Source organism: Streptomyces sp. NPDC047974, assembly GCF_040653375.1.
Taxonomy (GTDB): Bacteria; Actinomycetota; Actinomycetes; order Streptomycetales; family Streptomycetaceae; genus Streptomyces.
In genome coordinates, this window is sequence record NZ_JBEZNU010000016.1 from 74531 (window position 1) to 100541 (window position 26011).

32 protein-coding genes and 1 pseudogene are annotated in these 26011 nt (G+C 72.1%); 7 read left to right on the forward strand and 26 right to left on the reverse strand.

Annotated elements, in window-relative coordinates; genetic code table 11:
- The first annotated feature begins 69 nt into the window (after positions 1-69).
- The 6 genes from AB0E19_RS22945 to AB0E19_RS22970 all read left to right on the forward strand — a co-directional run bounded on the left by AB0E19_RS22945 (position 70) and on the right by AB0E19_RS22970 (position 4894).
- On the forward strand, positions 70-636 hold the full coding sequence (locus AB0E19_RS22945; RefSeq protein WP_362183174.1) for a WhiB family transcriptional regulator: 567 nt from the start codon (positions 70-72) through the stop codon (positions 634-636).
- Complete coding sequence (locus tag AB0E19_RS22950; RefSeq protein WP_362183177.1) at positions 633-1742, forward strand: DUF2637 domain-containing protein; 1110 nt, start codon at positions 633-635, stop codon at positions 1740-1742. Before AB0E19_RS22945 ends, AB0E19_RS22950 begins: the two co-directional genes overlap by 4 nt.
- On the forward strand, positions 1742-1966 hold the full coding sequence (locus tag AB0E19_RS22955) for a hypothetical protein (protein ID WP_362183180.1): 225 nt from the start codon (positions 1742-1744) through the stop codon (positions 1964-1966). Before AB0E19_RS22950 ends, AB0E19_RS22955 begins: the two co-directional genes overlap by 1 nt.
- A complete protein-coding gene (locus AB0E19_RS22960) occupies positions 1963-2628 on the forward strand; it encodes a MobC family plasmid mobilization relaxosome protein (RefSeq protein WP_362183183.1) in 666 nt (221 codons plus the stop codon). Before AB0E19_RS22955 ends, AB0E19_RS22960 begins: the two co-directional genes overlap by 4 nt.
- Positions 2628-4382 carry a relaxase/mobilization nuclease domain-containing protein gene (locus AB0E19_RS22965; protein ID WP_362183186.1) on the forward strand — a complete coding sequence of 585 codons (1755 nt, stop codon included), beginning with the start codon at positions 2628-2630 and terminating at the stop codon, positions 4380-4382. Before AB0E19_RS22960 ends, AB0E19_RS22965 begins: the two co-directional genes overlap by 1 nt.
- A 107-nt stretch (positions 4383-4489) precedes the next feature.
- Entirely contained in the window at positions 4490-4894 is a 405-nt protein-coding gene (locus tag AB0E19_RS22970) for a hypothetical protein (protein ID WP_362183189.1), read from the forward strand.
- Positions 4895-4981: 87 nt separating this feature from the next.
- Here the strand turns inward: AB0E19_RS22970 and AB0E19_RS22975 are convergent, their stop codons facing one another.
- The 8 genes from AB0E19_RS22975 to AB0E19_RS23010 all read right to left on the reverse strand — a co-directional run bounded on the left by AB0E19_RS22975 (position 4982) and on the right by AB0E19_RS23010 (position 9878).
- Positions 4982-5611 carry a hypothetical protein gene (locus AB0E19_RS22975; RefSeq protein ID WP_362183193.1) on the reverse strand — a complete coding sequence of 210 codons (630 nt, stop codon included), beginning with the start codon at positions 5609-5611 and terminating at the stop codon, positions 4982-4984.
- A 10-nt stretch (positions 5612-5621) separates the two neighbouring features.
- The gene (locus tag AB0E19_RS22980; RefSeq protein WP_362183196.1) at positions 5622-7121 is read right to left on the reverse strand and encodes a hypothetical protein; all 1500 of its coding nucleotides are present in this window, start codon (positions 7119-7121) and stop codon (positions 5622-5624) included.
- A gap of 19 nt (positions 7122-7140) precedes the next feature.
- Positions 7141-7626 (reverse strand): hypothetical protein, encoded by a 486-nt coding sequence (locus AB0E19_RS22985; RefSeq protein WP_362183199.1) that lies wholly within the window; start codon positions 7624-7626, stop codon positions 7141-7143.
- A 274-nt stretch (positions 7627-7900) separates the two neighbouring features.
- Complete coding sequence (locus AB0E19_RS22990; protein WP_362183202.1) at positions 7901-8146, reverse strand: MarR family transcriptional regulator; 246 nt, start codon at positions 8144-8146, stop codon at positions 7901-7903.
- A 107-nt stretch (positions 8147-8253) separates the two neighbouring features.
- Positions 8254-8583: an esterase gene (locus AB0E19_RS22995; RefSeq protein WP_362183205.1), complete on the reverse strand. Its 330-nt coding sequence runs from the start codon at positions 8581-8583 to the stop codon at positions 8254-8256.
- Between the two features lie 76 nt (positions 8584-8659).
- Positions 8660-8872, reverse strand: a complete 213-nt coding sequence (locus AB0E19_RS23000) for a hypothetical protein (RefSeq protein ID WP_362183208.1) — start codon at positions 8870-8872, stop codon at positions 8660-8662.
- A gap of 41 nt (positions 8873-8913) precedes the next feature.
- Positions 8914-9171: a hypothetical protein gene (locus AB0E19_RS23005; protein WP_362183211.1), complete on the reverse strand. Its 258-nt coding sequence runs from the start codon at positions 9169-9171 to the stop codon at positions 8914-8916.
- Between the two features lie 359 nt (positions 9172-9530).
- Positions 9531-9878, reverse strand: coding sequence for a DUF317 domain-containing protein (locus tag AB0E19_RS23010; protein WP_362183214.1), 348 nt, complete (start codon positions 9876-9878; stop codon positions 9531-9533).
- 224 nt (positions 9879-10102) lie between these two features.
- On the opposite strand from AB0E19_RS23010, the gene AB0E19_RS23015 reads away from it, so the two are divergent.
- A complete protein-coding gene (locus tag AB0E19_RS23015; protein WP_362183217.1) occupies positions 10103-10369 on the forward strand; it encodes a hypothetical protein in 267 nt (88 codons plus the stop codon).
- 4 nt (positions 10370-10373) lie between these two features.
- On the opposite strand, the gene AB0E19_RS23020 is transcribed toward AB0E19_RS23015, so the two are convergent.
- The 18 genes and pseudogenes from AB0E19_RS23020 to AB0E19_RS23105 all read right to left on the reverse strand — a co-directional run bounded on the left by AB0E19_RS23020 (position 10374) and on the right by AB0E19_RS23105 (position 25989).
- Positions 10374-10862 (reverse strand): hypothetical protein, encoded by a 489-nt coding sequence (locus AB0E19_RS23020; protein WP_362183220.1) that lies wholly within the window; start codon positions 10860-10862, stop codon positions 10374-10376.
- Positions 10863-10922: 60 nt separating this feature from the next.
- Entirely contained in the window at positions 10923-11861 is a 939-nt protein-coding gene (locus tag AB0E19_RS23025; protein WP_362183223.1) for a DUF317 domain-containing protein, read from the reverse strand.
- 156 nt (positions 11862-12017) lie between these two features.
- Complete coding sequence (locus AB0E19_RS23030; protein ID WP_362183226.1) at positions 12018-12827, reverse strand: winged helix-turn-helix transcriptional regulator; 810 nt, start codon at positions 12825-12827, stop codon at positions 12018-12020.
- 124 nt (positions 12828-12951) lie between these two features.
- Entirely contained in the window at positions 12952-13620 is a 669-nt protein-coding gene (locus tag AB0E19_RS23035; protein WP_362183229.1) for a hypothetical protein, read from the reverse strand.
- Positions 13617-14093, reverse strand: a complete 477-nt coding sequence (locus AB0E19_RS23040; RefSeq protein WP_362183232.1) for a hypothetical protein — start codon at positions 14091-14093, stop codon at positions 13617-13619. Before AB0E19_RS23040 ends, AB0E19_RS23035 begins: the two co-directional genes overlap by 4 nt.
- Positions 14090-14866 (reverse strand): glycosyl hydrolase, encoded by a 777-nt coding sequence (locus AB0E19_RS23045; RefSeq protein ID WP_362183235.1) that lies wholly within the window; start codon positions 14864-14866, stop codon positions 14090-14092. Before AB0E19_RS23045 ends, AB0E19_RS23040 begins: the two co-directional genes overlap by 4 nt.
- Positions 14863-15468 carry a DUF4913 domain-containing protein gene (locus AB0E19_RS23050; RefSeq protein WP_362183238.1) on the reverse strand — a complete coding sequence of 202 codons (606 nt, stop codon included), beginning with the start codon at positions 15466-15468 and terminating at the stop codon, positions 14863-14865. The genes AB0E19_RS23045 and AB0E19_RS23050 overlap by 4 nt, the downstream gene beginning before the upstream one ends.
- A gap of 93 nt (positions 15469-15561) precedes the next feature.
- Complete coding sequence (locus tag AB0E19_RS23055) at positions 15562-16452, reverse strand: DNA cytosine methyltransferase (RefSeq protein ID WP_362183449.1); 891 nt, start codon at positions 16450-16452, stop codon at positions 15562-15564.
- Between the two features lie 115 nt (positions 16453-16567).
- Positions 16568-16750 (reverse strand): annotated as a pseudogene (locus tag AB0E19_RS23060) (hypothetical protein); the annotation flags it as partial.
- Position 16751: 1 nt separating this feature from the next.
- A complete protein-coding gene (locus AB0E19_RS23065) occupies positions 16752-17336 on the reverse strand; it encodes a hypothetical protein (RefSeq protein ID WP_362183241.1) in 585 nt (194 codons plus the stop codon).
- A gap of 43 nt (positions 17337-17379) precedes the next feature.
- Positions 17380-18552 carry a DnaB-like helicase N-terminal domain-containing protein gene (locus AB0E19_RS23070; protein WP_362183244.1) on the reverse strand — a complete coding sequence of 391 codons (1173 nt, stop codon included), beginning with the start codon at positions 18550-18552 and terminating at the stop codon, positions 17380-17382.
- 235 nt (positions 18553-18787) lie between these two features.
- Positions 18788-20575, reverse strand: coding sequence for a TraM recognition domain-containing protein (locus tag AB0E19_RS23075; RefSeq protein WP_362183452.1), 1788 nt, complete (start codon positions 20573-20575; stop codon positions 18788-18790).
- A 144-nt stretch (positions 20576-20719) separates the two neighbouring features.
- Positions 20720-21463 (reverse strand): hypothetical protein, encoded by a 744-nt coding sequence (locus AB0E19_RS23080; protein ID WP_362183247.1) that lies wholly within the window; start codon positions 21461-21463, stop codon positions 20720-20722.
- 167 nt (positions 21464-21630) lie between these two features.
- Positions 21631-22128, reverse strand: a complete 498-nt coding sequence (locus AB0E19_RS23085) for a hypothetical protein (RefSeq protein ID WP_362183250.1) — start codon at positions 22126-22128, stop codon at positions 21631-21633.
- A 26-nt stretch (positions 22129-22154) separates the two neighbouring features.
- The gene (locus AB0E19_RS23090) at positions 22155-22949 is read right to left on the reverse strand and encodes a hypothetical protein (protein WP_362183253.1); all 795 of its coding nucleotides are present in this window, start codon (positions 22947-22949) and stop codon (positions 22155-22157) included.
- Between the two features lie 99 nt (positions 22950-23048).
- Entirely contained in the window at positions 23049-23630 is a 582-nt protein-coding gene (locus tag AB0E19_RS23095) for a hypothetical protein (RefSeq protein WP_362183256.1), read from the reverse strand.
- A 136-nt stretch (positions 23631-23766) separates the two neighbouring features.
- Entirely contained in the window at positions 23767-24462 is a 696-nt protein-coding gene (locus tag AB0E19_RS23100) for a hypothetical protein (protein ID WP_362183259.1), read from the reverse strand.
- A 21-nt stretch (positions 24463-24483) separates the two neighbouring features.
- A complete protein-coding gene (locus AB0E19_RS23105) occupies positions 24484-25989 on the reverse strand; it encodes an ATP-binding protein (protein WP_362183262.1) in 1506 nt (501 codons plus the stop codon).
- Positions 25990-26011 lie beyond the last annotated feature (22 nt).

Sequence of the window (26011 nt, forward strand, 5' to 3'; positions counted from 1 at the left end):
AGCACTCCCCGACCCAGCGCACCTCTCCGCCGACGCCCCTGCGCGCGGAGAGCGATCGGAGCACCCCGCATGACCAGCACGACGATCCGCCCTGCCCGCCACCGGTCGCTCGGCGACCACACCTGGCAGACCGATGCCGTCTGCCAGAGCACCGAGTACAACCCGGTGGACCCCGAGGCCTTCTTCCCGGACCCCGACGAGATCGACAAGATCGCCACCGCGAAGGCGCTGTGCAACCAATGCCCGGTCCGCCGCACCTGCCTGGACGCTGCCCTGGAAGGTAACGACGCCAACGGCATTCGAGGCGGGCTGACCGAGGAGGAACGCCGACCCCTCCACGAGAAGATCGCCGACCGTCTCGACTACAGCCGCGTCAACGAAACCGTTTCCGGACGCGACGTCCACCTCACCACTGCCGAGCGCACCGCGGTCGTCCACGCCGCCTACCGGCACGGACTCACCACCCAGCGCCTGGCCTGGCTCCTGAAGGTGACCGAGGAGCACGCCAAGAAGCTGTACCGAGAACACCGCCGAGCCCTGCGCAACCGAGACCTGATCCAGCCCGAGACGACCGCCGCCCCGTCCGAGGCCGGCGGCGAGCGCCTGGGCCGCGACGACTTCGGGACGGCGGCGTGAGCGCCACGACCGCGCCGAAGACGGCGCACATATCCGGCTGGGACCGAGCGGTCGTCATCGCCCTCGGCGGCGCGGGCTGCGCCCTGTCGTATGACGCCCTCCAGCAGATGGCCGTTGCCATCCACATCCGGGGCTTCCTGACCTACCTCTTCCCCCTGGTGATCGACGGGTTCATCGCCTACGGCGTCCGGGCGCTCCTGGTCCTGCGCGACGCGCCGCTGCGCGCCCGGCTCTATGTCTGGACGCTCTTCGGCACGGCCACCGCCGCCAGCATCTGGGCCAACGCCCTCCACGCCGTCCGGCTCAACGAACAGACGGTCGCCGACACCGGCCTCCGGCTCGGAGACACGGTGGTCGCGGTGCTGTCCACCATCGCCCCGCTCGCCCTGGCCGGAGCGGTCCACCTCTACATCCTCATCGCCCGGCGGCCGGTCAAGAGCAGTGACCGCGAGGACCTCGGTCACCCCGGTCAGCTGGGTCAGGTCGACCGGGGCGAGGCCGTCGAGGTCACCCGGACCGACCGGGTCGGTCAGCAGCAGCCGGCGGCCGGTCAGGTCACTCCCGGTCAGCCGGTCACCGCGCTGACCGACCGGCCCCCGCTGTCCCTGGACAAGAAGGCCCCCGCCCCCCGGTCACTGACCGGGGACACGACCCCGGCGGACAGCCCGACGCCGGTCACCGGTCACCCCGGTCACTCCGGTCAGCGGCACGAGGCCGCTGCCCTGCCCGGACAGCCGGACACGGCGCGGCCGGTCACTGACCGCGCCGAGGACACTGCCCCGGTCACTGGTGACCAGGACAGCCTGACAGCGGATCCTGGTCAGCCGGTCACCCAGCCGACGGTCACTGACCGGGTCACCCGGACACCCGGTGACCGGCGGCCTGACCCGGACACCGAGGAGCTGCTGAAGATCGCCCGGTCAGCGGTCAGGACCCAGGACAAGCTGACCCGCAAGGTGGTCGCCCAGGCGATCCGCGGTCAGCAGATCCCGCTCTCCAGCGACACCCTGACCGCCCTGATGGCCCAGCTCCGCGCCCAGCACGGACAGCCGGTCACCTCCACCCGCTCCGGACACTCCTCCCGAACGGAAGCGGAGCACACCTGATGCGCACTCACCCGGCCACGCCCGCCGAAGTCGACTCCTGGCTGACTGTCCTGCACCAGTACGGCCACGTCCACCACGCCCAGGCCGGCCCCGACACCACCTGGATCGTGCAGCGCGAGCAGCACGACCGCCCCTGGACCCTCCACCACCCCGTCCTCGCCATGGACTGGATCGAGGAACTCGTCCGCGAAATCCAGCAGCAGAACCCCGAGACGAGCCGGTGACCACCGACGACCCGGCAGCGACCCCGGCCGGAGACCAGCGTGACCCGACGACGGCTCCTGGCGGAGCAAGCTATCGCGTACGACGGTCCTACGGCCCGTCGCACGCACTTGCCCCCGCCCCGGAGGGCGGGGGAAGCCCGGCTGGTCCCCGAGCGAGGGCGCACGGGGACCAGCCGGGCAGCCGGCACCAGGGGGCGCCGGTCACCGGGGGAGAAGCCGACCACGACGACCACCGTGAGCAGCCGAGCCCGCGCACGCCCGCCTTCCCCGACCGCACACCGCGCCGCCGCAGCCGCAACCCGAGCGAGCGCACCCGCAAGACGACCACCCGCCTCTCCGACGACGAGAAAGACGAGATCGACGCCGCCGCCGCACAGCGCAACGTCACCGTGGCCCGCTTCCTCGCTGCAGCCGGCCTTGCCGCCGCCCGCGGTTCGACCGCCCTGCACACCAACGAACAACTCGACGCGGCCATCGACGAACTCGCCGCCCTGCGAACCGCCCTGGCCCGGATCGGCAACAACATCAATCAGATCGCCTACGTCCTCAACAGCGGCAGCCGCCCGCGGCTCGGCGAACTCGACCACGCCCTCACGGCCCTCACCCGGCTTCTCGCACGCCTCGACGACGCGGCGAACGACCTGGTGACCAGGAGGCTGTGATGGTGCCCGACATCGGACGCGGCTCGCGCACCCACGGCCTGCTCGTCTACCTCTACGGCCCCGGCCGGCGCGAGGAGCACACCGACGCGCACCTCGTCGGCTCCTGGGACGGCTTCGCCCCCGACCCCGGCCGCGACCCCGACCCGCAGGTCACCCTTGCCCGCCTCACCGCCGCCCTCGACCTCCGGGTCAAGCAGGCCGGCGACCGCGCGCCCGCCCAGCACGTGTGGCACTGCTCGGTCCGCACCGCCCCCGGCGACCGGCGGTTCTCCGACGAGGAGTGGAACGCCGTCGCCCAGCGCATCGTCCACGCCACCGGCATCGCACCGGACGGTGACCCCGACGGCTGCCGGTGGATCGCCGTCCGCCACGCGGAAGACCACATCCACATCGTCGCCACCCTGGTCCGCGGAGACCTGCGCAACCCGCGGTTGAACTACGACTTCAACAAGGCCCAGGCGGAGTGCCGGCGTATCGAGAAGGAGATGGGCCTGCGCCGCCTCAACGCCGGCGACGGCACCGCAGCGAAGAACCCCACCAGCGCCGAGAAGTTCAAGGCCGAACGCACCGGCCGCCCCGAAACCTCCCGCGAGACGCTCCGCGAAGCCGTCCGCCAGGCCCTCGCGGGAGCCGCCACCGAAGAGGAGTTCTTCACCCGCCTTCACGAGGCGGGCCTGCGCGTGAAGGTGCGCCACGCACCGTCCGGTGACGCCCTCGGCTACAACGTCGCCCTCCCCGGCGACCGCAACCGCTGCGGCGACCCGATCTGGTACCCCGGCTCCAAACTCGCCCCCGACCTGTCCCTTCCGAAGATCCGCCACCACCTGGCCGACGGCCTCACCGACCAGACAACGCCCACCGCCGAAGGCCGACCGGACTGGTCCCCGCCCGCCCGAGCACGACGCAGCGCCACCGGCACCGCCGAGCACGCCGCCAGCCTCCTCGACCGCGACGACGACGAGGCCGCCGCCCACCTCGTCGGCGTTGGAGAACTCCTCGACGCCCTCGCCCAGACCTCCCCCGCCGCCACCCGCGCCGAGCTGGTCGCCGCCGCCCGATCCTTCGAACGTGCGACCCGCAGCCACGTGCGAGCAGAACGCGCCGACACCCGAGCCATCCGCTCCGCCGCCCGAGGCATCATCCAGGCCGGCGGCGCCCTCGGGCGCGGCGAAGACGGCGGTACCACCGCCATGCTCGTCTCCACCCTCGTCCTGGTCGCCCTCGCCGCCGCCCGCTGGCACTCCGCCCACGGCCACGCCCAGCAGGCCCACGCCGCCCGGCAGACCGCCCAACACCTCCGCACCGCCTACCGCCTCGCCGCCAACACCCCCATGCGAGCACTTCACGACCAAGGCCGCGCCCTGCCCGAGGCCGACCGGCGGAAGTACGAGAGCACCATCCGAACACTCCTGAAGGAACAGGACGTCCGAACAGAAGGCGCCCCGACGAAGACGGACGCCCTGGCCGCCACCCTCGCCCAGGCCGAAGCAGCAGGACACGACCCCGAGGTCCTCCTTCAGCAGGCCATCGACATGCGCGAACTCGACACCGCCGCGGACGTGAACGACGTCCTGGTTTGGCGCCTGCGCCGGATCGCACAGCTCCCCGCCCACCCAGGGGAAGCTACTCATCGCCAGCAGGCCGACACCCGGCCGAACAGGCCCTCGGCCCGCCCCGCCAGCGGACGGAACGCATCCGCAGCGCCGCCGCGCCCTGCCGTCCCTGCCCCGCGCAGTCGCCCGCCGCGCCGCTGACCAGTGCGCCCGGAAAGCCGGTCACCGGCCGCCGGATGCCTCGAAACGCCTGGACAGGCGGTTCCACCGGCTGTTACGGCTGAAAACAGCAAGCCCTCGACCGGGAGATGACGCTCGTGTTCAGAACCACCGACCACACCACCGAGCCGGCACCCGTGCTGCCCGCCCTCCTCGCCGGTACCGATCCCCTGCTGCACCTCCAGAACGAGACAGAGCCGGCCGACGGCCCCGGCGCGACCCGCTGCCTCAGCCACCCGCACGAGCTGGCCCTCGGCGGCATCCCCGCGATGTGCTCGGGCTGTCAGGCCCGACGCGACTGGCTGCTCATCAACCACGGCCGCAACGTCTGGGTCTGCTGCCGGTGCGGTGACCAGTGGCTCGAACCCGAGATCAGCCGCGCCGACTTCGACGCTCTGATCGGCACCCCGGACGTCACGAACTACCCCAGCGTCGAGCGGGCCCTCACCGCGCTCGGCTTCGACGGCGCCTTCGCGGGCATCTACCTGAAGTAGACGAGCGAGAGGTAAAACGCCGAGGGGCGCCACCGATACGTCGGTGGCGCCCCTCGGCGTTCAAGCTGGTCAGCCGCGTCGGGTGCTCTAAGGAGCGCTGCTCGCGGGTGGAGGCGTGATGGACGGTTCGATGGTCGACCGGACGTAGATCCGCGTGGTGCCGGGTGTGAACTCGTGGGCGAAGAGGTCGACGCAGCGCCGGAGGTATCTGCCCTCCGGGGACGCCAGGTCCTCCGGGCACAGGCTGGCCTTCCGGAGGCCCTGGACGAGCGTCTCGGGTTCAGGCAGTCCGAGGTGACCGAAGGCGGCGGCGGGCCGGTAGCCCTTCTCCTCGGGGTGAAAGTTCCCGATCATCTCGGTGCCGCTCCGGACGAGTCTGCCCGTGTACCGCTCCGCGTCCTCGCTCGGCAGGACGAAGGCGAGCAGGCCGGTGTCGTAACGCTGGCCGGTCTTGTAGCCCGACCGCCGGTCCGAGGCTCCCTCCGGAATGCGGATACCGAGCTGGTCGCTCATCCAGGCGGGCGTGGCCCCTTCTTCCCAGCAACACGTCATTTCCTGGTCCGTCAGATCCGACGACACGTCATCGGCGACCCAGGACACCACACCGATCGCGGTGGCGACGCAGCCGAGGAAAACCGCAAGGACGACGACTGCGACCGGCACACGGCGGCGGCGCACGGGCCGGGTGCCGGCAGCGGTCGGGGGAAAGGTGTCCATCCGTGATCCTCTATCGCGCTTCCTGCTGCTCACGACCCGGATCCGTCCGGTCGCCCTCGCGGCCCGGCTGGTCCGGCTGCGGCAGAGAGCCCTGGTTCGGGGCGAGTCCGCCCAGATCGTAGTGTTTGACGGAGCTGCTGCCCGCCATGTCGAACTCCTGGGCGATGCCCGTGGTGTGGAGGCGGGCCATCTGACCGTCCGGAATGCTCATTTCGCCGCCCCACGGGAGATCGATGGTCACGCCTTTGCTCTCGTCCCAGTTGTAGCGGTCCCAGGCGTTGGCCTGGTAGTCGAGACCGACCTTGGGCTGCCCGTTCTCGTCCGCTATGACGGTGACCACCCCGGTCACGTTCGACCGGGTGGACCCGACTGCGTAGAACCAGTTGTTGTTCACCTCCCGTGTGAAGGAGAAGTCCCGGTTTCCGGTCTCCACCAACATCGAGACGGGTTGTCCGCCATTGCGCCGGAACTCCGCGAGAGCGTCGTCGCGCCAAGCCGCCTGATGTTCCCTGATGCCGTCCTCAATGTGCGCGTTGAAGCCGGGCACGTCCGACATCATTTTGTCGACGGGCAGCTCCATGTCCGTCCCGCTGTTCCCGAGGTAGTGCGCCATGTGCCGCGCGGCGTCGTTGTCGCCCTTCCAGTCGGCGGCCTCGGCGATCAGGTTCATCTTCTCCCGGGTCCTGCGCTCCTCGGCTCCCGGAGCTTCGACACCGTGGGGCCCGGAGCCCCGGTCGGGGGCGGCCTTCTTGATGGTCGGAGCGAGCAGTCCCGCCGCGAGAAGGCCGTCCCTGTGCCCGGTCCACAACTCCGCACGAGCCTGGGGGCTCAGCGATGTCCACAGCCGCCGCAGCTCGGCCCGCTGCGCCGTGTTCGCATCGCCCCCGAGGGAGGCGAGCTTGGTGGCGCGGGGGAGTTGGTCCTCGTCGAGCGACGTGTACGTTGCGTGCCCCGCGTTGTGCGGGTCGCCGCCGTGGCTTCGCTTCAGCGCCCGGGTCACGGCGGCGTCGATCTCGGCCGCGTGCGCCACCAGACCCGTGAGGGTATCGGCGTACCACTGCATCAGATCCTTGGTCCGCTGGGACGTGCCCTCCACACCGCAGAAGGCCTCCATGACCTTCACTGTCCCGTTGGGACCATCCGACACCAACAGCCCCGGATCAGGGCCCGCCGACCGGTCAGGATCACCCTTGCGGGCCTCCGCGGAAAGCTCGCGAGCACGCTTCTGGATGTGCTTCAGCTCGGCGTGCCCGTCCCGGAGGACTGACGCGATGCTCTGCGCCTCCATCTGGAGATCCGCGACCTCTTTGACCGACTTGCGGATGAACTCCTTGGTGACGGCCGCATTCAGCCCAGCCCAGTCGGCCCCGTCGGACAACTGCAGGAGACCGCTGTAGACCTCGGTTGTTAACCTTTTCAGACCGGCAGCCGTCGAGGACCAGTCCTCGGCCGCCGAGCTCAGCTTGTCCAGGTCGGCTTCAACCAGATCCGTGTACGAGAACGCCCCCATGCTGTCCCGCTCCCCCTGATCACTTCACGTACTTCTGCAACTCCGACACCGGCACCGCGGAGCCGTCCCGCCCTCTGAGCGTGGCGGCGATCTCCACGTCGTCGTTGGCGTGCGACTTCTTCGAGTAGTCCAGGTGGTTGGAGATATGCGCGAACATCTGTAGAACTGTCTTCACCTGCGAAGTCCAGACTTCGAGCGTGGTGTACAACTCGCCACCCGCGCTGAAGTTGTGACCCTGCAACTCCGCCGCAGCCCGCGCAGTGGTCCCCGCGCCGGCCTTGTCGGCACCGGCGCCCGCCACGTCAGCACGCTTCCGCAGCTCGCCGTGGATCCGGAAGGCCTCGTTACCGACCGCGCCCAGCTCGTCCCGGTGCACCACGAGGTCGGAACCGGTACCGGATGCCGGAACACCGGGCTGGGCCCCAGCCGTGTTGAGGCTCATCTGCGCCGACTGCCTGTCTCGCGCGTCGGACTTGAGTGCCGCCCACTCGTCGTCGAACGTCATGGGTCCCCCACCCCTGATCGAAACCAACGTTTCACCCTAGCAACGGGGTTGGAGTCGCGCTCCGGGACCAGGGCCTGATGTGTCCGGGCTCCTCGCGGCGGGGTGGCCGGTGCCGCTGCCGTGGGAGCGATTGCCCGCCCTCTGCCCGACCCTCTGTGCCGCACGGTCGGCGCGGTGATCTCCGGCCGCCTTAAGAAGTTGTCCTGAGCAGTGGCGACGGCGGCGGTGACCGCGCCAGCGGCGGTGACCGCGAAGGTTCCGGTGAGAAGGTGCTTCAGGACGCTTCCGGAGCGGAGAACGAGGCTGGGGGAGTCGGTGTGTTGCGCAGGTCGCTGCGGAAGCCCCGGCCGACCGGCTTCCATCCCTGGAACGTGCCCGGCTTCCAGCGGGGCCGGTCCGGCACGGTGGTGTCGTCGGGAGCGGGCAGGCTGCCCCGGCTTTTGCGGCTACGGGCGGCCTGGACGCTGATGCCCAGGTGGGCGGCAACCTCCGGGTACCCCCAGAGCGGCTGGTCGGCCACGATGTCCTCCTTGTTCGTCGAGGATGAGCGTACGCACGCGCGGGCGGGACGGTATGACGAAGCCGCCCCTGCCTGGTCGGCGAGAGGCGGCCTGGTGTGCTTGTCGGTCAGGCCCCGGAGAGGCGGTTCGAGAGGTCGAGGGCGCCGGTCGCGACCACGAGGGCTGCGCAGAGGCCGGTCACCTCGTGAAGGGTCGGGCGGACCAGGCGCGGCCAGTCGTCCGGGGCGGTGGGCCAGGAGGCGAGGTGCACCTCGGTGGTGGCCAGACCCAGGTGTGCGCTGACGTTCCAGCCGGCGCGGGAAGCGGGCTCCCAGTGGAGGCGGATGCGGCCGAGGGGGAGCTTCGGGGCGTCGGCGGGAAGCCAGGTGACGTCGAGCGGACCGTCGTGCTGAGGAGAGACGCGCTGGATGAGCGCGCCGCGGACGCCGTCCGGCATGGGGCGAACGGCGAGGCCGTGCAGCGGGTGTGTGCGCGGCGAGATGGAAGCCTCCAAGGCGTAGGGGGGAGAGAGGTCAGGACCAGGAGAGGGCGTTGCGCACCGACGGGGGGAGGTAGCCCTCCTGGCCGTCGTCGACGATGAACGCTTTGCCGTCCCGGACGACGACCTCGGCCGCCACGTAGTGGGCGAAGGGCCAGTCAGGGCTGACGGCGAGGCGGATCGGCAGCGTGGGGTCGAGGTCTTGGAGCTGACGGAGCAGGTGGCCGACGGTCATGGACTGGGGCACGGAAGCCTCCGGAGGAAGTGAGGGCGTACGGGGTGGGAGCGTCAGGAGGCGTCAAGACGGAGCAGGTCCCGGAGGACCTTCGGTCCCTGGGCGTGGCCGGCGAGGTGCCGCTTGCGGCACTCGGCGACGTAGCCCTTGCCGGGCTGCCTCATCTTCCAGCCGCAGGAGCAGACGGCCTGGGTGTACGCGTGGCCCGAACAGTCGTCGTGGAGCGGTTTGCCGGAGCTGGTGTGCCTGTGGTCCGCCGGGCAGAGGGTGCCGTCGGCGTGGTGGTTGGTGAGCGGAGCGCGGAATGCCATGTCGAGGCCCTTGTGCGGGGTAGGAGGTTCCGGCCTCTGGAGGTGGAGGCCGGGAGGAGCTTGGTCATTCGAAGGGGCGGTGCCGCCATTGGCGTTGTTCGGTTCGGCGTGCGGCCCGGCGGCGAAGGAGCTTTGCGCGGCGGCCGTACCGGCCGGGGAGGTGATAGCAGGTGCAGTGGCGGGCGAAGGCGCACTTGCGGCGGTAGCCGGGGCGGGTGGCCAGGAGCATGCGTGGGATCGGGACCTCCTGGTGGACCGGTGAAGTGGGAGGGGGCGGTCGGCCGGGGCCCGCTCAGAGGGCCAGTCGGTAAGAACAGGCGGCAGGGGCAGACGTTCACCCGTCCGCCCCTGCCACTGGTTCAGCGGGAGGAGTGGGCGACGAGGGCGGCGATGAATCCGGCCACCGCTTCGGCGGGGGTGTGGGTGCCGAACTCCTGGGTCCACGCGTCGCCGTCTGTGGGCAGCACCTGGACGCGCCAGACGATGTCGCGCGTCCAGGCGGCGGGGTCCTCGGGGAGCCAGCCGACGTAGACGCGGCCGTCCGGGCTCGTCGCGTGGACGTTGGCCTCCGGGGTGTCGACGACCACCCAGTCGAGGGCGTGGAGGAGTTCGAGGACCGGGGTGGCGCAGTGGTCCGAGGAGAGCCAGTGGCGGTCTTCCACGGAGGGGCGGACGACGGCGGGCAGGAGGGTGGCGGAGGCGTTCACGGTTGGACGATCCCTTCGTTGACCTGCGGTTTTTCTCGACACCCGTACGTTGACATGGGGTGTGCCGAAGTCCGTAGTCGTTTCCGGGAGTGACCCGTCTGCCGTGGGCGAACTGGCCACGGGCAGCAGTCGAGGACGTCGGCAGCGCGGGAATGGAACGGCGGCCGGAGTTGTCGTAACCGGGTTACGGCAACGAGCCGTACAGGACTGGAGGGGGAGCAGGGATGACGGAGCCGAGCAGACACTGGGACGGGGCCGGGCTGGAGCGCAAGATCCGTGCCGCCGGGCGGCCGTGGACCGTCGGCGACATCTCGATGGTCGCCGACGGTCAGTGGGGCGTCGGAGCGCAGTCCGACCGGTGGTCGGACGAAGAGACAGTGGTGGAGCACCGGGTCGCGGACGGCCGGCGCGTCGAGCTGACGGTGGAGGAGCTGGCCCGCGCGGTGGGCACCTGTACCGACGAAGCCCACCACGACGAGGACCTCGCCTGACCGGTCAGCGACGCGGCCCCGAGGCGGGCGCCCGTGGCCCGGCGGCAGCCGCAGGAACCGGCTGGTCGGGCAGCCGGCCCGGGGTGCGCGGGGCGATCCCCGAGCGGGCGACAGCGGCCCGGGACATGCTCGGCGCCGGGCCACGGTCCGCAGTCGAGGAGGCTTCACGTGCCTCGACCACCCGCCGGATCGCCTGCACGTGTGCACCGCTCTCCGCGAGCGCGACGCGAAGGTCGGCGGCCGAGCTGACGATCCGGTCCAGCTCGTAGTACGCCGGCACGTACCCGGGCCGGGTCAGGGCGTGCAGCCGTTCCTGGTGGACGGCCGCCGCGTTGTCGGTGATCGCCAGGGCCGTACGGATGTGCATGGCCGAGCGCAGGAGCGGGTCCTCGCAGGGGCGGCGGACCGCGAGGACCTCCAGGACTTCGATGGGCTGGGCCCAGGCTTTCTCGATCATGGAGGTGGCCTGGTCGAGCGCGGTGGTGTCGGGCATGAGGGACTCCCGGTGTGCAAAGAGGCGAAGGGGGAGCGTCTGGGTGGGGCCGGGCGGGATTCAGCGGCTGTGCCGGCGCGGCGACGAAGCGACTGGCGGCCGGGCTTCGGCGGCGGGCGCAAGGGGGGAGGACCGCATGCGGGCCGAGGACGTGGTGCGGCTCTGGGCCGCCATCACGCGGCGGTCGGCGGCTGTCCGCGGAGCGCGCGCGGCCCGGCGGACGGCCTCGGTGACGGCGGTACGCCGCACGTCGAGCGGGGTCGGAGCGCGAGAGACCTGAGGAGTGGCAGCCGGGGCGACCGGGGTCAGCGTGACCAGGTGTTCCACCTCGCGGTGGATCATGTGCCGCTCGCGGACCACCGGAGCCGAACTCGCCATCGCGGCGGCCGTCGCGGCGATCAGGTGGGCCGGGGTTCGCGCAGTGAATACCGCCTCCGCCCGCGTCCCCCAGCCCCGAGGTCCGGCCCACAGCGTGACGGCCTCATCGTCCCAGGGAGGGAGATCGTTCCGGATCAGGGCGCCTGCTTGGCCGTCGGGAGCCCTGACGCTGACGGTTCCGCGCATGGCCGGCTCAAGGCGCCAGCCGACGTCGAGCAGCGGCCGGACGGCGTCGGCCCGGTCGAGCGAAGGGGCCGCCAGGAAGCGCCCGTTGTTCTCGTACGGGTCGGACGCGGCGTAGTCCTGGGCCAGGGCGGTGGTGAGGCCGGCGACGATCTCGCCCGGGGTGACGTGGTTGAAGGTTGCCGTCCAGCGGGGCGGGGCAACGGCCTCCTCGGCGGCGGTGATCTTCCACAGGTCGAAGTCGTCGCCGAACCAGCCGATCCTGATGCGCTGGTCGGGCGAGGTGACGAGGAGCTGGCAGGGGCCGTTGTCGAGGTGGTGGTGCGGCCAGTGGGCCACGGGGGCGAAGCCGACGTCACCGGCCCCGTTGGAGCCAGCGAGATACAGGGGGCTGACCAGTACCTCTTCAAAGCGGGACGGGTCGGAAAAGGGAGGCATGGTCGAAGCTCCAGGCACGGAGGGAGAAGGGGAGGGGCCCGCGCGCACAGAGAGTGGGTGGCCGGAGCGCGCGCGAGCACCATGGCGAGGTGGAGAGGCGCCGCGGTTCTCAGCACCGCCCGGCTCACTGTGACCGCCCCGGAGTGGACTGGGCGGTCACGTAGGACGGCACCCGCGGTTGCGGCTGGGGGCGTGGCTGAACGGGGAGGCCGGCACAGCGGTGCTCCGGCGCAGGGCCGCTGCGGTCCGGGCACCGTCCGCCCCCAACGGGATGCCGGGGTGGGTCCGCTGGGCTGCTGTGACGGAGGCGGGAGATGGCGTAGTCCATCGCGTGGGCAGGGCAGCGCTCCAGTGGTCGACGACCGCGTAGACGGGCCCCAGTGCCCGGCCTGCGTCAGTCAGGACGTAGGGGGCGCCGTGGCGCGGGCCCGTGCGGGTGACCAGGCCGTCGGCCTGGAGCCGGAGAAGACGGTGCTGGGTGAAGGCGTAGTCCAGACCGGCCTGTTCGGCGATGTGGACGAACCGCATAGGACCGCCCTTGTCGAGGACCTGGACCATGGCGGTGGTGTGCCGCAGCCGCAGGCGCTGCACGGCGTCCTCGACGCGCTCGGCTTCGGCTGTCGCGCCAGCCGACAGGTAGTTCCGGGACCAGTCGGCCAAGGTGCGGTGCACGGGCGTCAGGGACTCGCCGAGAGCGCTGAGCCGGTACGGAGCCCCGTGGCCGGTGTCGGCTCGGATGACCAGTCCGTCCGTGCGCATGGTGGCCAGGCGCTTGCCGACCAGCTGCTCGCTGACGAAGGGAAGCCTGGCGGCGACGTCCCGCACCTGTAGAGGACGGCCCTCCTGGAGCATGGTCATCACGGTCCAGGTGGTCCACTTCGGCCCCATCAGGGCGAGTGCATCCTCGACGCGCTGTGCGTCGACCGATTCGAAGGAGAAGGCGGGGGGCTGAGCGGGGGTGGGCATGGAAGCGTCCTGTCGGGATGGAGGCAGCGGGAGCGGGAGGCCGTGTTGGCCGTCCTGGCGACGGACTCGGCGACCGGCTCGGCGACGAGGTGGAGACCGGGCTCCTCGTTCGGGCCGTAGGGGTTCACCGGGCCGTATCCATCCGGGCGAGCAGGGAACGGACCAGGGTGGGCAGGTTGTTCGGTCCGTCGTCGGTCCGGACGTGGTCGCTCGCCTCGTCCAGGACGTACGCGGCGTCTTCGAGCAGCCCGCTGGAGATCTCCATACAGGCGTCGGTGATCCGGGAGGCGGCGAGCAGCGACTGGGAGAGGACCTCGACGTAGTCGCTCGGTGAAAGGCCGGCGGCCTCGGCGGCGGTCCGGATCGCCGCCAGCTCCAGCGCGTTGAACGCGAGATCGAACTCGCCGTCCTGGCCGGCATCGCCGGAAGTGGCGAAGGCCGGGTCCCGGGGCTCGGAGGGGATGCCCACGCGGGTGCAGATCTGGTCGACCGAGGCGGTCAGCTCGGTGAAGGACTCGGTGAGCCAGCCCAGCGCGGCGGCGTAGGAGGCAAGGGTGAACAGTCCCGCCGGCGTGGCCGGGCGGGGCACGGCGGCCACAAGCCCTTCGAGCCGGTCGTTCAGCTCACCGACCACCCGAGGTCCGGCGGACAGCGGGCCCAGCACGGGGTGCAGGTAGGAGCGGCTGGCGGCCGTCGGGTACTCGGCGGTCACGATGCCCGAGACGCTCTGCGCGGCCTCGGTGAGAAGGCCCGCGAGTTCGGTACGGGACAGGGGGGCGCGGTCGTCGGTCATCGCGAGGGGGCCTTTCGGGAGGCGGCGGTCGTGGTGGGGACCGCCGGTGCGGGAGTTGCCGGGGTGGCCGGCGGGCGGTCGGCGGTGAGGGAGGAGCGGGACCGGGCGGCCTGGACGCGGGCCTCGGCGGCGGAGGCCGCCTCGGTGTTCTGCGTCGGGGCGGTGCGCAGGTGGGCCGTGCGGTAGACCGCGTAGTCCTTCCGGCTCCCGGCGGCGACCAGGTAGATCTCGCGCTTGTGGTTCGAGGTCGGAGGGGCCGGGCGGAACTGGATGACCAGCCGGTAGGACACGGACGGGTCGACGTAGACCTTGTGGTAGCCGGCGAGGCGGCCCTTCAACGGCAGGCAGTCGTCGCTTCCGTGGACCAGGTTCTGTAGTTCCAGCAGCGCCAGGTCGCGGATGTAGTCCGGGAGTTCCCGCAGGTCCGCGATGGCATCGGGGTGCGCGGCGAAGGCGAAGCGGGCGCGGCTCACAGCAGCCGTCCTTGGGCTGGGCGGCGGTCTGGTGCGGCCGGCGGTGTGCGGGGGGCGTCGACGCCGGCCTTCGGTATCGCGGGGGTGTCGGCCGACCGGGAGAGGGCGGCGCGGGCCCGGAGTACGGCGCCGTCGGCGTAGCGGTACTCCGGTGGCTCGGGCAGCGGGCCGTCCCGGACGTCCAGCCAGGCGCGGGCGGCGTCCTCGTCTGCGAACGCGCCCTCGCGCATCGTGTACGTGCCGGCGGCGTGGTCCCACATTTCGTGGAAGACCCGGATCGGCGCCTCGGAAGGCTGGGTGTCCCGGGTCAGTGTCCACGTCTCGCTCGGGACGAAGTCCGAGGTGTGGGTGTCGAGGACCTCGTACCGCGTGCCCGATCCCTGGATCTGTCGCTCGACCTGGATCGTGAGGTCGTCGGCGGGCTTCACGGCGTCGCCGTGGACCTTGCCGATCTTCTCGGGCGGGCAGCCGCGCTCGACCAGCCACGCCTGGGCGAAGGACACCGTCGCGTGGTAGCTCGTCTCCAGGGTGAACGTGAACCGGCTCAGGTCTCGCGCGACCGCGATCGCCATGACCTGTGGCTCGCCGGGCACCCCCCACGTGACGGACTGATCGTGGGCGACGACGAAGCTGTGGGAGCCGTTCGGCGTGGTGTGGTGCTGGGACAGCGCCCTCAGGTCGCCGGACCAGAATCGCTCCACTGCGTCCGCGGACGCGTCATCGGCCGGGGCGAGTTCGTCGAGATCGAAGTCGAAGTCGAAGTCGTCGTTCACGCCGCCGCCTCCGCGTACTCGGGGGCGGGAGTGGACAGGACCCGGTGGTTGGGCCGGGTCGGGCTCGTCGTGCACGCGGCGAACGGACTGTCCGGGGCACGCAGGTGCACCAGGGCCTGGTCCAGGTGGTCGCGGTGCCAGGTCGACGGACCTGCCAGACCGGCCTCCGTGTCGGTGAGCTGCTGCCACGCGAGCCAGAGCGCGTGGAGGCGGGCGACGGCCTCCGGGTGCTCGTGCCACTGCGCGCACCACGGACGCGTCGTGCTGATCTCCCGGCCGTACACCGGCAGGAGGAGGTGGTTCACCCAGTTGCTGAGGGCGGCGAGTTCGACGGCGTACGCCTCGCCGCCCAGGGCGACGATGAACACCGAGGTGGGACCCTCGGCCTTCTGGTCGGCCGCCCCGGCTTCCGTAGCGCCGTCCGCCTGCCCGTCGGCAGCGGGTACGGGATCGGACTGCTCGGAGCCGAGGCGGTCGAGGATGACGCCGTGGCGCTTGACCTCCGCGATGGTCTTGGCGAGGACGCTGGCGAGGTCGTCGAGGTCTCCGTCGGAGACCCGGAACGGCACGGGGCCGGGGGTGGTCGGGCTGGTGTCGGACATCGGGGCGGGCTCCATCTGTGAGACGGCGACATGCCCGACAGGATCCGGAGAAACCGTGGTTTGGCCCGGCCGGAAAAACCCGGTAGTGGAGCGCTACCCGGCCGCGCAGCGTGGACAGCACGGGAACGGTGGCGCCAGCAACTGCAGGGCCCGAGCAGCTTGTTGTGGGACGACGCCGTTGCCGAGGGCGGTGAGCTGCGCAGGCCGTCCGAGACCCGGGGTGGCGGTGACCCAGCCGGCGTCGAGGCCCTGCATCCACTCGACGAAGTCGGCCCGCAGCCGACCGGCCGTGTCGGTGGGCGCCGGCGCGGGGCGGGTGAGCCTCTCCCATCGGGTGATGGCGGCTGCGTACGGTCCCCACTGCCCGCCTCCTCCCCGGCTTCCGGGCCCTTCTCCGCCCACAACGGCAGGGCCGTCGCCGGCAGGGGAGGGCGCCGGTCCCTGCCCGAGCGGGTGCTCGCGTTTCCGGTCCGCCGGGCGGGGGAGAGCGAGGCCGCCGCACTGGGCAGGGTCATGTCCCCGTTCCCGTGCCGCTGGTTGGGCGAACCCTTGATCCCGTCCGACGCCTTCGGGGTCGGCAGGAGCCACTCGACCTCGTCGGCCAGGTTCGGCCCGTGCCCCCCGCTCTTCCTCTTGGCCGGGTGCTGCGAGCCGCCGTTCTTCCCGATGTTGCTGGTAGGCGTCTTGAACAGGGTCTCCGGCGGGCCAGGCCGCCAGGAAGGTCCGCTCGCGCCGGTGCGGGGCTCCGACGTCGGAGGCGCGAAGCACGAGCCACTGCGCGTCGTACCGGAGGTCGGCCAGGGAGCCGAGTACGGCACCGAGTGCCCGCAGAGGAGGCTGACCTGCGGTGTCTCCCAGACACCACGGGCAGGGTTCCACGTCGCCAGGGGAACCGGCGGGGGAGGTGAGGAGGCCGCGCACATTCTCGATCACTACCAAGCAGGGTCGGAGGGCTTCGACCGCACGGGCGACGTGCAGCCACAGCCCCGAGCGGGTGTGGGCGTTGAGTCCGGCCCGGCGGCCGGCGACCGAGACGTCTTTGACAGGGGAAGCCGGCCGTCAGGACGCACACCCGGGGGACGGCGGACCAGTCGACGGTCGTGATGTCGCCCAGGTTGGGGACGCCGGGCCAGTGGCGGGCCAGGATGCGCGAGGCGTTCGGATCGACCTCCGCGTGCCAGGTCAGGGTGCCGCCGAGAGCGGCCTGCACCCCCAGGTCGAGGCCGCCGTACCCGGAGCAGAGCGACCCGATCAGCGGCTGGAGGGAGACGGCGGAGGACATGTCACCGGCCCCGTACGGTCCGGGCTGCGGGAGCCGGCGCCGACACCGACGGAGCGAGGGAAGCTGGTGCGGCCCCGTACACGGGGGTGGTGGTCCGGGTGAGAGCGGCCCGGAGCCGGGAGGACGGTGGCGAGACCGTGGTCGAGGCGGCGTGCAGGGAGTCGGCCGCCTCCCGCAGGGCCGTGTCCGCCGTTTCGAGCCGGTCTTCGATCACCAACCCCGCAGCCTCACGGGCGTCCCGGGCGTCGGGCTCCTCGTGCAGGTGTTCGGTCTGCTCCAGGAAGGCGAGCTGCTGGGCCACCTCTCCGAGAGCGGTTGCAGCCTCACCGGCGTACCGGACGGCGGCGGAGAAACCGGAGACGGCCGGGGTGGTGCGGGAGCCGGCCTCCCTGTTGACGGCGCGGAAGAGGACCTCGTCGCCCAGCTCGGTGATCAGCTTGCCGAGTTCGGAGATCTGCTGGGCGACAACGATGCTTCCGGGGAGGCGGTGGGGGTCGCCGGGGACCGGGAGCTTGCCACGCTGGGCGTCGAAGGACGAGGCCATGGCGCGTATGGCCAGGGCGTCGGAAAGGGAGTTCGTGGTCACAGTGGATCCCGTCTTTGAGGAGCAGAGTGGTGGAAAGGGAGAGTTAGCTGTGGGTGCGCGAGGGCGGGCGCGCGGCGGTTGGGGCGGGCCTGAGGGAGAGCCGGTCTGGTGAAGACGGAGCGGCACGCGGGGCGCTGCGGTTGAGAGCCGCGTGCACCCGCGCCGGCGGTGGCCCGTCCGGAGAAGACGTAGGGGCCGGTGACGGAGAGGCCGTCCGGCCGTGCGCGGTCCGCCAGCGTGCGCGGACCTCGTCGAGCGGACCGAGTGCGTGCAGGGCGTGGTTGATCAGCCGCCCCGGAGCCAGGGCCTCGTCCTCGGCCAGCGCCCGGACGACGCGCGCGGAGGCGGCGGCGGTCCGGGTGAGCGAGGAGCGCATCACCTGCTGGCCGAGCCATTCGGCGCTGCCGGCCCCCACGCCGTCGCAGATGAGGGCGAACCGGTCCTTCGACAGCGTGCCGTCGGCCAGCAGGCCGCGCCGCTGGGCCTCCCACAGCAGGGTGATCCGGTCGAGGGGTTCGCCGCGGTGGTGCAGCGCCCCGAGGCACCGGTAGAGCTGTCCGTGGACCGGGTCCGCGAAGTCACCCGGCCGCAGCCAGTCGACCACCTTGCCCATCGCACCCGGTCGCTCGACGAGGAGGGCCAGGAGGAACGCCTCGTCCTCGGCCGTTTGATCGGCCTGCGCCGGAGGAACGACGGACGGGGTGACGGCCGGCGGGACGGCGGGTGCGACCGGTCGCGGTTCGGTGCCCCACCGCCGGGCGAGATCCGTGAGCACCCCCGCCAGGACGTCCGCGTAGTGCAGCGTCCCCTCGACCTCGCCGCGCAGCGCACCCGTGCGCGCCTCCTGGTGAAGCCGGACCGCATGCTCGGTGACGGTGCGATGGATCGCCCCCTCCAGCACCATGCGGCCGTACACCGGAGCATGCCCGGGACGCGGACAGGCCGAGATCAGTACATGGGCGTACGAGGCGGTCAGCCCCCGTACGTGAAGACCGGCCTCGGTGACCGCGTCGGTCACCCACGACAGCGGCACCGGCCGCTCGCCCTCGGCCGCGGGGTGGCCGTCGCCCCGGAGCTTGCGCAGCGCGCCGAACAGGGCCTGGTGGACTGGCCGGTAGAAGTGATCGGGTGCGAGCCACTCCAGGTGCGCGAGCTGGCCCGGGTCGAGCAGCACCGCGCCGAGAACCGCCTGCTCGGCGTCCATCAGCGGGTTCATCGCCGGCGGCTTCCCGTACGGGGAACGGACGCAGCGGACGGCTCATCCGGTCGGGCACGCAGAGCGGCGACCGTCCGGTCGGCGGCGGACAGAGCCTCGGCGAAGCCGTTCAACACGGTGATGAACGCGGGGTCGGAGAGCGGAACCGACCCGGCCTCGCCGACCAGCCACCACCGGCCTGCGCGCAGGACGGCCGGCGACTGGGCCAGCCCGACGGAGGGCGGCGTGGGCGCGTTCATGCCGACAGCCCGAAGTCGTCGTGGCCGACGGTCTTCGCCAGGGCCCGCTCGGTGATCGCCTTCGTGGCGCGGGCGGAGGCTGGCCCGACGACCTTGGCGGAGGGCTCCTTGTACCAGGGCCGGATGTTGAGCATGGCGATCCGCAGGCCGGTGGCCAGCAGCAGCACCTTGCCCTTGGGCAGGGCGCGGATCGCGTCCGGGGGCAGGATCCGCTCGGTGCGCATGCTCACCGAGGTGGACTTGCCGCCCTCGCTCGTGGAGACCGAGACGGTCTGGACGTCGTGGTCGCCGACCTGCCTGCTGAGGCGGTCGGCGAAGTCCGCGTCGTCGATGCCCGAGCCGACGATCTTGACAGTGGCGGCGGACCAGAGGGCGTCCATCCCGGCCTCGCCCCAGCACCGCTGGCCCTGCCGGTAGGACTGCAGGATCGTCACCGGGATGACACCCCGGCTGCCCAGGTGCGAGTACAGGTCCGGCAAGTCAGAGATCCGGCAGACGTTCGCGGCCTCGTCAAGGACACACAGGGCTGGCGGGTCGAGCCGACCCCCGGAGCGCTCGGCGACGATCACGGCCGCGCGCATCACCGCGTCGGCTGCCGCCGCGATGATCGCCGACGCGCTGCCGCCGCCGTCCTTGCTCAGCAGGTACAGCGTGTCGCGGGAGGTGGCGAAGGCGAGGGGCTTGAACTCGGGGAGGTCCTCGTTCGGAGTGACCCAGGCGGCGACGTCCGGGTCGAGCAGGCAGCTCGCGTACTGCCGCGCCGTCTCATAGATGCCGTCACGGGTCTCGGTCGCACCGGAGACGGTGCCCTGGAGCTGGGCGGCGACCGCGTCGTGGCCGGCGTCGGTGAGCAGGTCGACCGGGGTCCGGTCGGCGGGGGAGGCGAGCCAGGCCAGCACGTCGGTGATCGGCCGCCGGTGGCTCGCGGCGGCCAGGAACAGGGCGCCGAGCGTGTTGGACGCGGCGGTGGACCAGAAGTCGGAGCCGCTCGACTCGTCCGCGCTCGCCGCGACGAAGTGCCCCGCCAGCCGCTTCGCCCCGGCCAGATCGCGGGCGTCCGCCAGGATGTCCCACCACATCTCCCGCGGATGGTGGGCGATCTGCTGAGGGTCGAGCGTCCAGACCGTGCCGACCTCGGCGCGGGCGTCCACCGTCGCGGTGAACGCGTCGTTCGCCGCCTTGTTGGAGGTGAGCAGGACCGGGCCGGGGGCCGCGAGGATCGCGGGGATCGCCAGGCCGGACGTCTTGCCGGAACGAGGGGCCATGATCGCGACGATCACGTCCTCCCACGAGGCCCGGACCTCGGCCCGGCCCGGGTCGAGGGTGCCGAGCAGGATGCCGCGGTCAGCGGGAGCGACCTCCTTGTTTTCCCGGTCGCCGAGGGACGGACGCAGGCTCTTGGCCTTGGCGGTGATCTCCTTGTCCAGCAGCGGCGCCAGGTCGCCCTTGCGGGCGAGACCGGTCTTGGCGCCGGCACGTCGGCGCAGCCACAGCACCAGACCGGTGGTGAGCAGGGCCAGAGTGAGCAGGGCGGGAACGACGCGGGCGCCGACCAGCAGCGCGGTGCTGCTCAGGGCCGGCCACAGCATGTCCGGGTGGAGCAGGGCGTCGGTGGCGCGGAACGGGGCCCACGGGCCGCTTCCGACGAGGGCGTTGGTGAGGTTGCCGGTCAGCCAGGCCAGCGAGCCGAAGGCCATGGCGGCGCCGAGGACGCCGAACAGGAGGTAGAGGAGCGCGTCGGAGCCGGTGGTCGTCGACGGCGCGCTGGTGCGCGGGGAGGGCACGGGTGGAAGTTCCTTGGGGTGCGAGCGAGCGGGCGGGGGCGGGGCGCGCTCGGCTCTCGTGCAGGTCACGGGACTACTCCTTACGGATTGGGCGGGAACGTAAGGGACAGACCGGCGGAGGACGCGGCGGAAGAGAACATCCGATTACCGCCGGGGGCCGGAGAGGTGCGACGGACGGGCGGACGAACGGGGTTCCGCGACATCGCTACCGAAGGCCACGGTGGCGACGTCGACCTTGGCCGCCGCGGGCGAGATGGCCAGCGCCGCGCTCCGGGAGGCGGACGGGTTCGAGGAGCGCGTCGCCGACTCGGCCTCGGACCGGGACGGTCCACTGACACGCCGCAGCTCGTCCTCCGAGTCGACGAGCTCCGACTGCGCCGAGCAGACGAAGTCCGCCGCGAAGCCGAACCGGTCGGCCAGCCGGTACGCCTCGTCGTCGAGGTCGCTGATGTGCTCGCCGGCGGCCTCCAGCGCTTCCCGGACGCGTTCCAGGGCCCCGTGCTCGGGGTGGAGGAGCTGGTCGACCGCTCGCCGAAGGCCCTCGCCGTTCTCGGCCGACCTGATCTCGTCGGTGATCTGGAGAAGTGCGGCGCCGGCGGCGTAGGACTCAAGGAGGTTCGCCGGGATACTCATCCGGGCCTCGTCCAGAGAGGGTGCGAGGTCGACGTCGTAGCGGGCGGCGCGGAGCATCTCGGCGGCGTGGCTGGCGATGGCGACCTGGTCGGCGACCGGCATCGTGGTGGGAAGCCGGTGGCGCCGGCCGTGCCAGTCCTCGATCTGCTGGAAGCCGGCGTGCTTGAGGAGCCTCGCGGACAGATCGTCGGCGGCACCCCTGGCCACGACGCTGCCGCTGAACTCGGAGGAGATGGTGATCGAAGGGGTGGGCACACGGGCTCCTGGGCGTGGGGAATCGGATCGACAGGGGAGAGGATCCGCAGAATCCGTGATTTGGCCCGGCCGGGGATCGCTGATAGAGACCGCGAGCCGCACCGGGGCCTCCCTTGGGCGACGGGAAGCGAGAGCCCGGTGCCCCGCCGCGGCGGGGCACCGGACGGCTAGAAGTAAGGGTTCTCGGTGGGGCGGTCGGCGTCGGTGGCAGCCTGGAGCAGCTCGGGGAGGTCGTCGGGCTCGGAGGAGCGCTGGTCGATCCACCAGCCGGCGCGGGTGACCGTGCGAGCGGACTCCTCGATGGCCTCCCAGTCGGCCTCGCTGGTGTCGCCTTCGACGACCAGGGCGGTGTAGGCGGCGGCCAGGATCTGGTGGCGGCAGCGCACACCCCAGGAGACGGCCCGCTCGGTTCCCTCCAGCGGAGGCATCCGGTACTGCTGCGACCAGGTTTCGGACTCGGCCTGCTCCTCAGCCCGCTTGGTCTCCAACCAGGCTGCCTTGTCCTGCTCGTCGGCTTCCTTGGAGGTACGCCAGCAGGCGGTGCACTCCTGTGTGGCGAGCCACTCGGCGAAGCCTGCGCGACGGTCGGCCGGCCGACCGGACAGGTCACGGTCGGAGTGATGGCCGCAGGAGTGATCGATCGGCCAGATGGTCTTCACAGCCATGGGGCGTGTTCCTTGGGGGAGTTGGGTCATCGGTTGCGAGAGAAGGCGATGCGCGGATCGACAGGCTGGGCCGCCGTGGCGGGGATGGCGGGCGCGGCCACCGGTCGCTTGCCCGGGAGGCCGGCGACGGCTGGACTGGAGGCGAGTGCGGCGGCGCTGATCGGAGAACGGCGGGCGCCGGCACCCTGGTCGCGGTCGCGGTCGCGGTCGCGGTCGCGGTCTGGGGACGGGGGCGGCGCGGGGGCGGCGCGACGGTTCGCGACCTCCTGGGCGAGGCGGGGGTGCACCGCGACCCGGACATCCGATCGGTACAGGTCCAGCGTGGCGCCGGCGACCTTCCCCAGGGCCTCGTCGCGGCGGGTGGAGGCGGGCAGCGTGTAGATGTCCAGGCGGGGGTCGTGCCGCCAGCCGTGGTCGAGCAGGGCGATTCCGGTGATTCCGGAGGCGCGATCGTCGAGGGCCGCGACGATGCCGAGCTGCGGATGCTCGGCGAAGGCGACCTCGGGCTCGCCGAGCGGGACTCGGCTCGGGGCAGGGCCCGCGCCGGGTGCGAGGGAGGGCTCGAACACGGCGTCCGCGTCGACCCGGAAGTCGGCGTCGCGTAGCAGCTCGACGGCCCGGGTGGCGCGGCCCTGCCCGTCGCGCTGCTGGTCGGTCAGGGCGTACAGGGTGGGCTCGCCCGGGACGGGGCGGAAGTCGAGCCGTTCCAGCATCCACGTGCCGGCGGGGAGGTTCTTGGGGTTCGCGGCGACGATGCCGTGATCGGGGTGGCGGCCGACGGCGACGTCGGCGAGCAGTTCTTCGGCGGAGTTGGGCAACACGGCTGATCCATCCGGTGCGGGCTCGATGACGGGAGAGAGCGAGGGCCGGAACGGTTCTGCTGATGCGAGGCATACGGCGCGCTCCGAGACGGGAAGAGGTCAGCGACCAGGAGTGGTGGACGAGCGCGAGGGAGGCAGCGCGGCACGAGGGGGCGGATCCGCAGCCAGAGGTGTGCGGACCGTGCGCGATCCGGCCGACGGGGACGGCGAGAGAGCAGCGCTCACCCGGGGTGGAACGGGGCCGGCGGCGTGCTCCTGGAAGGCGCGGTACTGCTCGGGGCGCGGCGGTACGCCGAGCTGGTCCAGGCGCGCGTCGACGGCGGCGAGCAGGCTTGAGACGCTGCCGCCGTGCGGGGCGTCCGGGCCCTCGGGCTCGGAGTCGTAGATCACCTCGTACACCGCGGGTCCGGCCTCCCGGTGGCGGACCACCGTCCAGCTCTCGGGGAAGTCGGGGTTCTCGGAAGGCGGTTCCTGCGGCGGCGAGATGATCATTGAACTTCCGTCGGGGAGGGCGACGTCGACGACGTAGTCGCTCAGGCCGTACTCGACGGTGACCTCCAGGCCCCGCCGGCGGAGGGGACCGGTGAGGTAGCCGTACCCGCGATCCCGCTTCGGATCCGCGTCGACGAGGGGCGAGAAGGAGCTGGTCCGTGCGGTGACCAGGGGGTGGTCTGGGTTCATGGGTCTTCTCCGTGGTGAGACGTCCCGGCGGCCGGCGCCGCGGTGAGCGCCGACCGGACCGTGTGGGGCGGGCGGTGGTCCACGAGGATCTGGTGATCGGGCGGTTTGGCCCGGCCGGGACTCGGTGCTACGGGCGTCAGCGGGAGCGGCCCGGGACCGGTGCGCCGGGTGCCGGCGGCGCTGGGGGCGAGGCGGGCATGGTTCCGCGAAGGCCGGAGGCGGAGCGGGCGAGAGCCGCACGCGCCCGCGTCGTGTGCGCGGACTGCTCGGTGTCCGCCCGGCGGGCCAGGTGGTCGGCGGCCTGGACGAGGGCGGGGCCGCGGATGGCCAGCTCGTCGGCGTAGTGCCAGCCGTCGGCGTTCCGTTCCTCCTTCGCCCGGTCCTCGTAGAGCTGCCGGGAGCCGGGCATGGAGGCGTCCATGAGGGCTAGGATCTGGTCCCACTCGCGCTGGAGTTGGCCCGCGTGTTCCAGGGTGGCGTCGATGCCGCGCAGCCAGCGGAGGTCTTCGCTGAGGGGACCCTCGGCGTAGTCGGCGCTCCGGGCGGTCGCGCGGACGCCGGCCAGGACCTCGGGGCCGTGGTCGAGGAAGACCTCGACGTGCCGCCACGCCTCGGCGTCGCGCTTCACCTTCCCGTCCTCGTACCTTTGCTCGTCGACGGTCCAGCCGTCGGTGTCGCAGAAGGAGTCCGAGACCGCGTCCCAGGCGTCGGACGCCTGCCGGATCCCGGCGACGGCAGCAGCCAGGGCCGGGATGTGATTCCGCCACGCCAGGTCCTCGCCGGCCGCCGGCGGGTTCTCGGTAGGGGCGGGAGAGCTGGGGGAAATGGACATGATCGTTCCTCCGGCCATGGTCTAGGCCGACATCCGGGCGTCGGTGTCGAACAGTTCGCGTTCGGCCGGGTGGAGGATGTGCTGCGTGATGAAGGACCGGCCCGCGACCTTCCACAGGCCCCGGCCCTTGGTCAGCGCGGACACTGCCTGGGTCTCGACGCCGGTCAGGCCGAGCAGGGACGCGGCGGCGTCGAGCTGGTCGGGCTCCTGCCGGTAGATGATGCGCGTGGAGCAGTCGGCGAGGAGGCCCTCGGCCAGGACCCGGCCGCGCGAGCCCGCGTCGCCCGCCGAGAGCAGGTCGCTGAGCCGGTGGATGACCATGAGGTTCGCGATGCCGAGCCCACGGCTCAGCTTCCACTGGGACTGCATCCGCTCCAGCAGGCCGACGTGCCGCATCACCCGCCACGCCTCGTCGTAGATCACCCAGCGCCGGCCGCCGGCGGGGTCGGCGAGGGCGGACTCCATCCACGCGCTCGCGCACGTCATGGCCAGGACCAGTGCGGTGTCGTCGCCGGCACCGCCGAGGCGGGAGAGGTCGATGGACAGCATCGGCGCGGTCGGGTCGAACGCGACCGTCGAAGGAGCGTCGAACATGCCGCTCAGGTCGCCATGCACGAGACGGCGCAGGGCGTGCGCGACGTCTTGGGCGGCCGTCCCCAGGTGCCCGGAGGAGTTACCGAGGGCCTGGTCGAGGCGCTGGGGCGAGCCGAGGACGTAGGCGATCTCGCCGAGCAGCGGCACCGCGCCCCGGGCGGCGGCCTCGGCGACGACCAGGTCGAGGGCGAGGTCCAGGGCGGTGTGCTCCATCGGCAGCAGATCGCGCTTCAGGACGGTGCGCGCCAGCCCGGCCAGGAGCAGCAGGCGCCGCTTTCGGACCTCGCTCGCCCAGTCGTCCTCGCTGACCGAGGCTGGCCGGGCCGGTGCGTCCAGCGGGTTCAGCCTGCCCGGCAGGCCGGGGCCCAGCGCGATGCTGTAGCCGCCAAGGGCCTGCGCGACGCCGGTCCACTCGCCCTTCGGATCGCAGGGAATGTAGATCCGGTAGCCGTGGGCGATCGACCGGGTGGCGATGGACTTCGCCAGCGCGGACTTGCCCATGCCGATGATCCCCGCCAGGACGGCGTTGGGGTTGGTGAAGCCCTCGATCCGACCGCTGCCGTACAGCGAGAACGGATCGAAGCAGAAGGCGGCCTCGGCGTGGACGTCACGGCCGATGAAGACGCCCTCCGCCCCCAGGCCGCCCTCGGCGACGAACGGATAGGCGCCGGACGCGGTGGCGGTGGTCATCCGGTGGGCGGGAAGGCGGAGCTTGCCGCCGCGGGCCGAGGCCGGTCCGGGCCGCCCGGCTGGCGGGTAGGCCGGCCGCAGTTCCGGATCGGCGGTCTCCTGGGCACGGTGCCTCGGGGACGCTTCGGCGCGGCGGGCCTGGCGGTGGGCGTCGGCGAAGCCGGCGCGGGCGGCCCTTCGCTGGGTACGCGATGCCTTGTGGGGCACGAAGAGGTGGGAGGCGCTGGCGCGGGTACGGGGCATGAACGTTTCTCCGAGCAGGGGA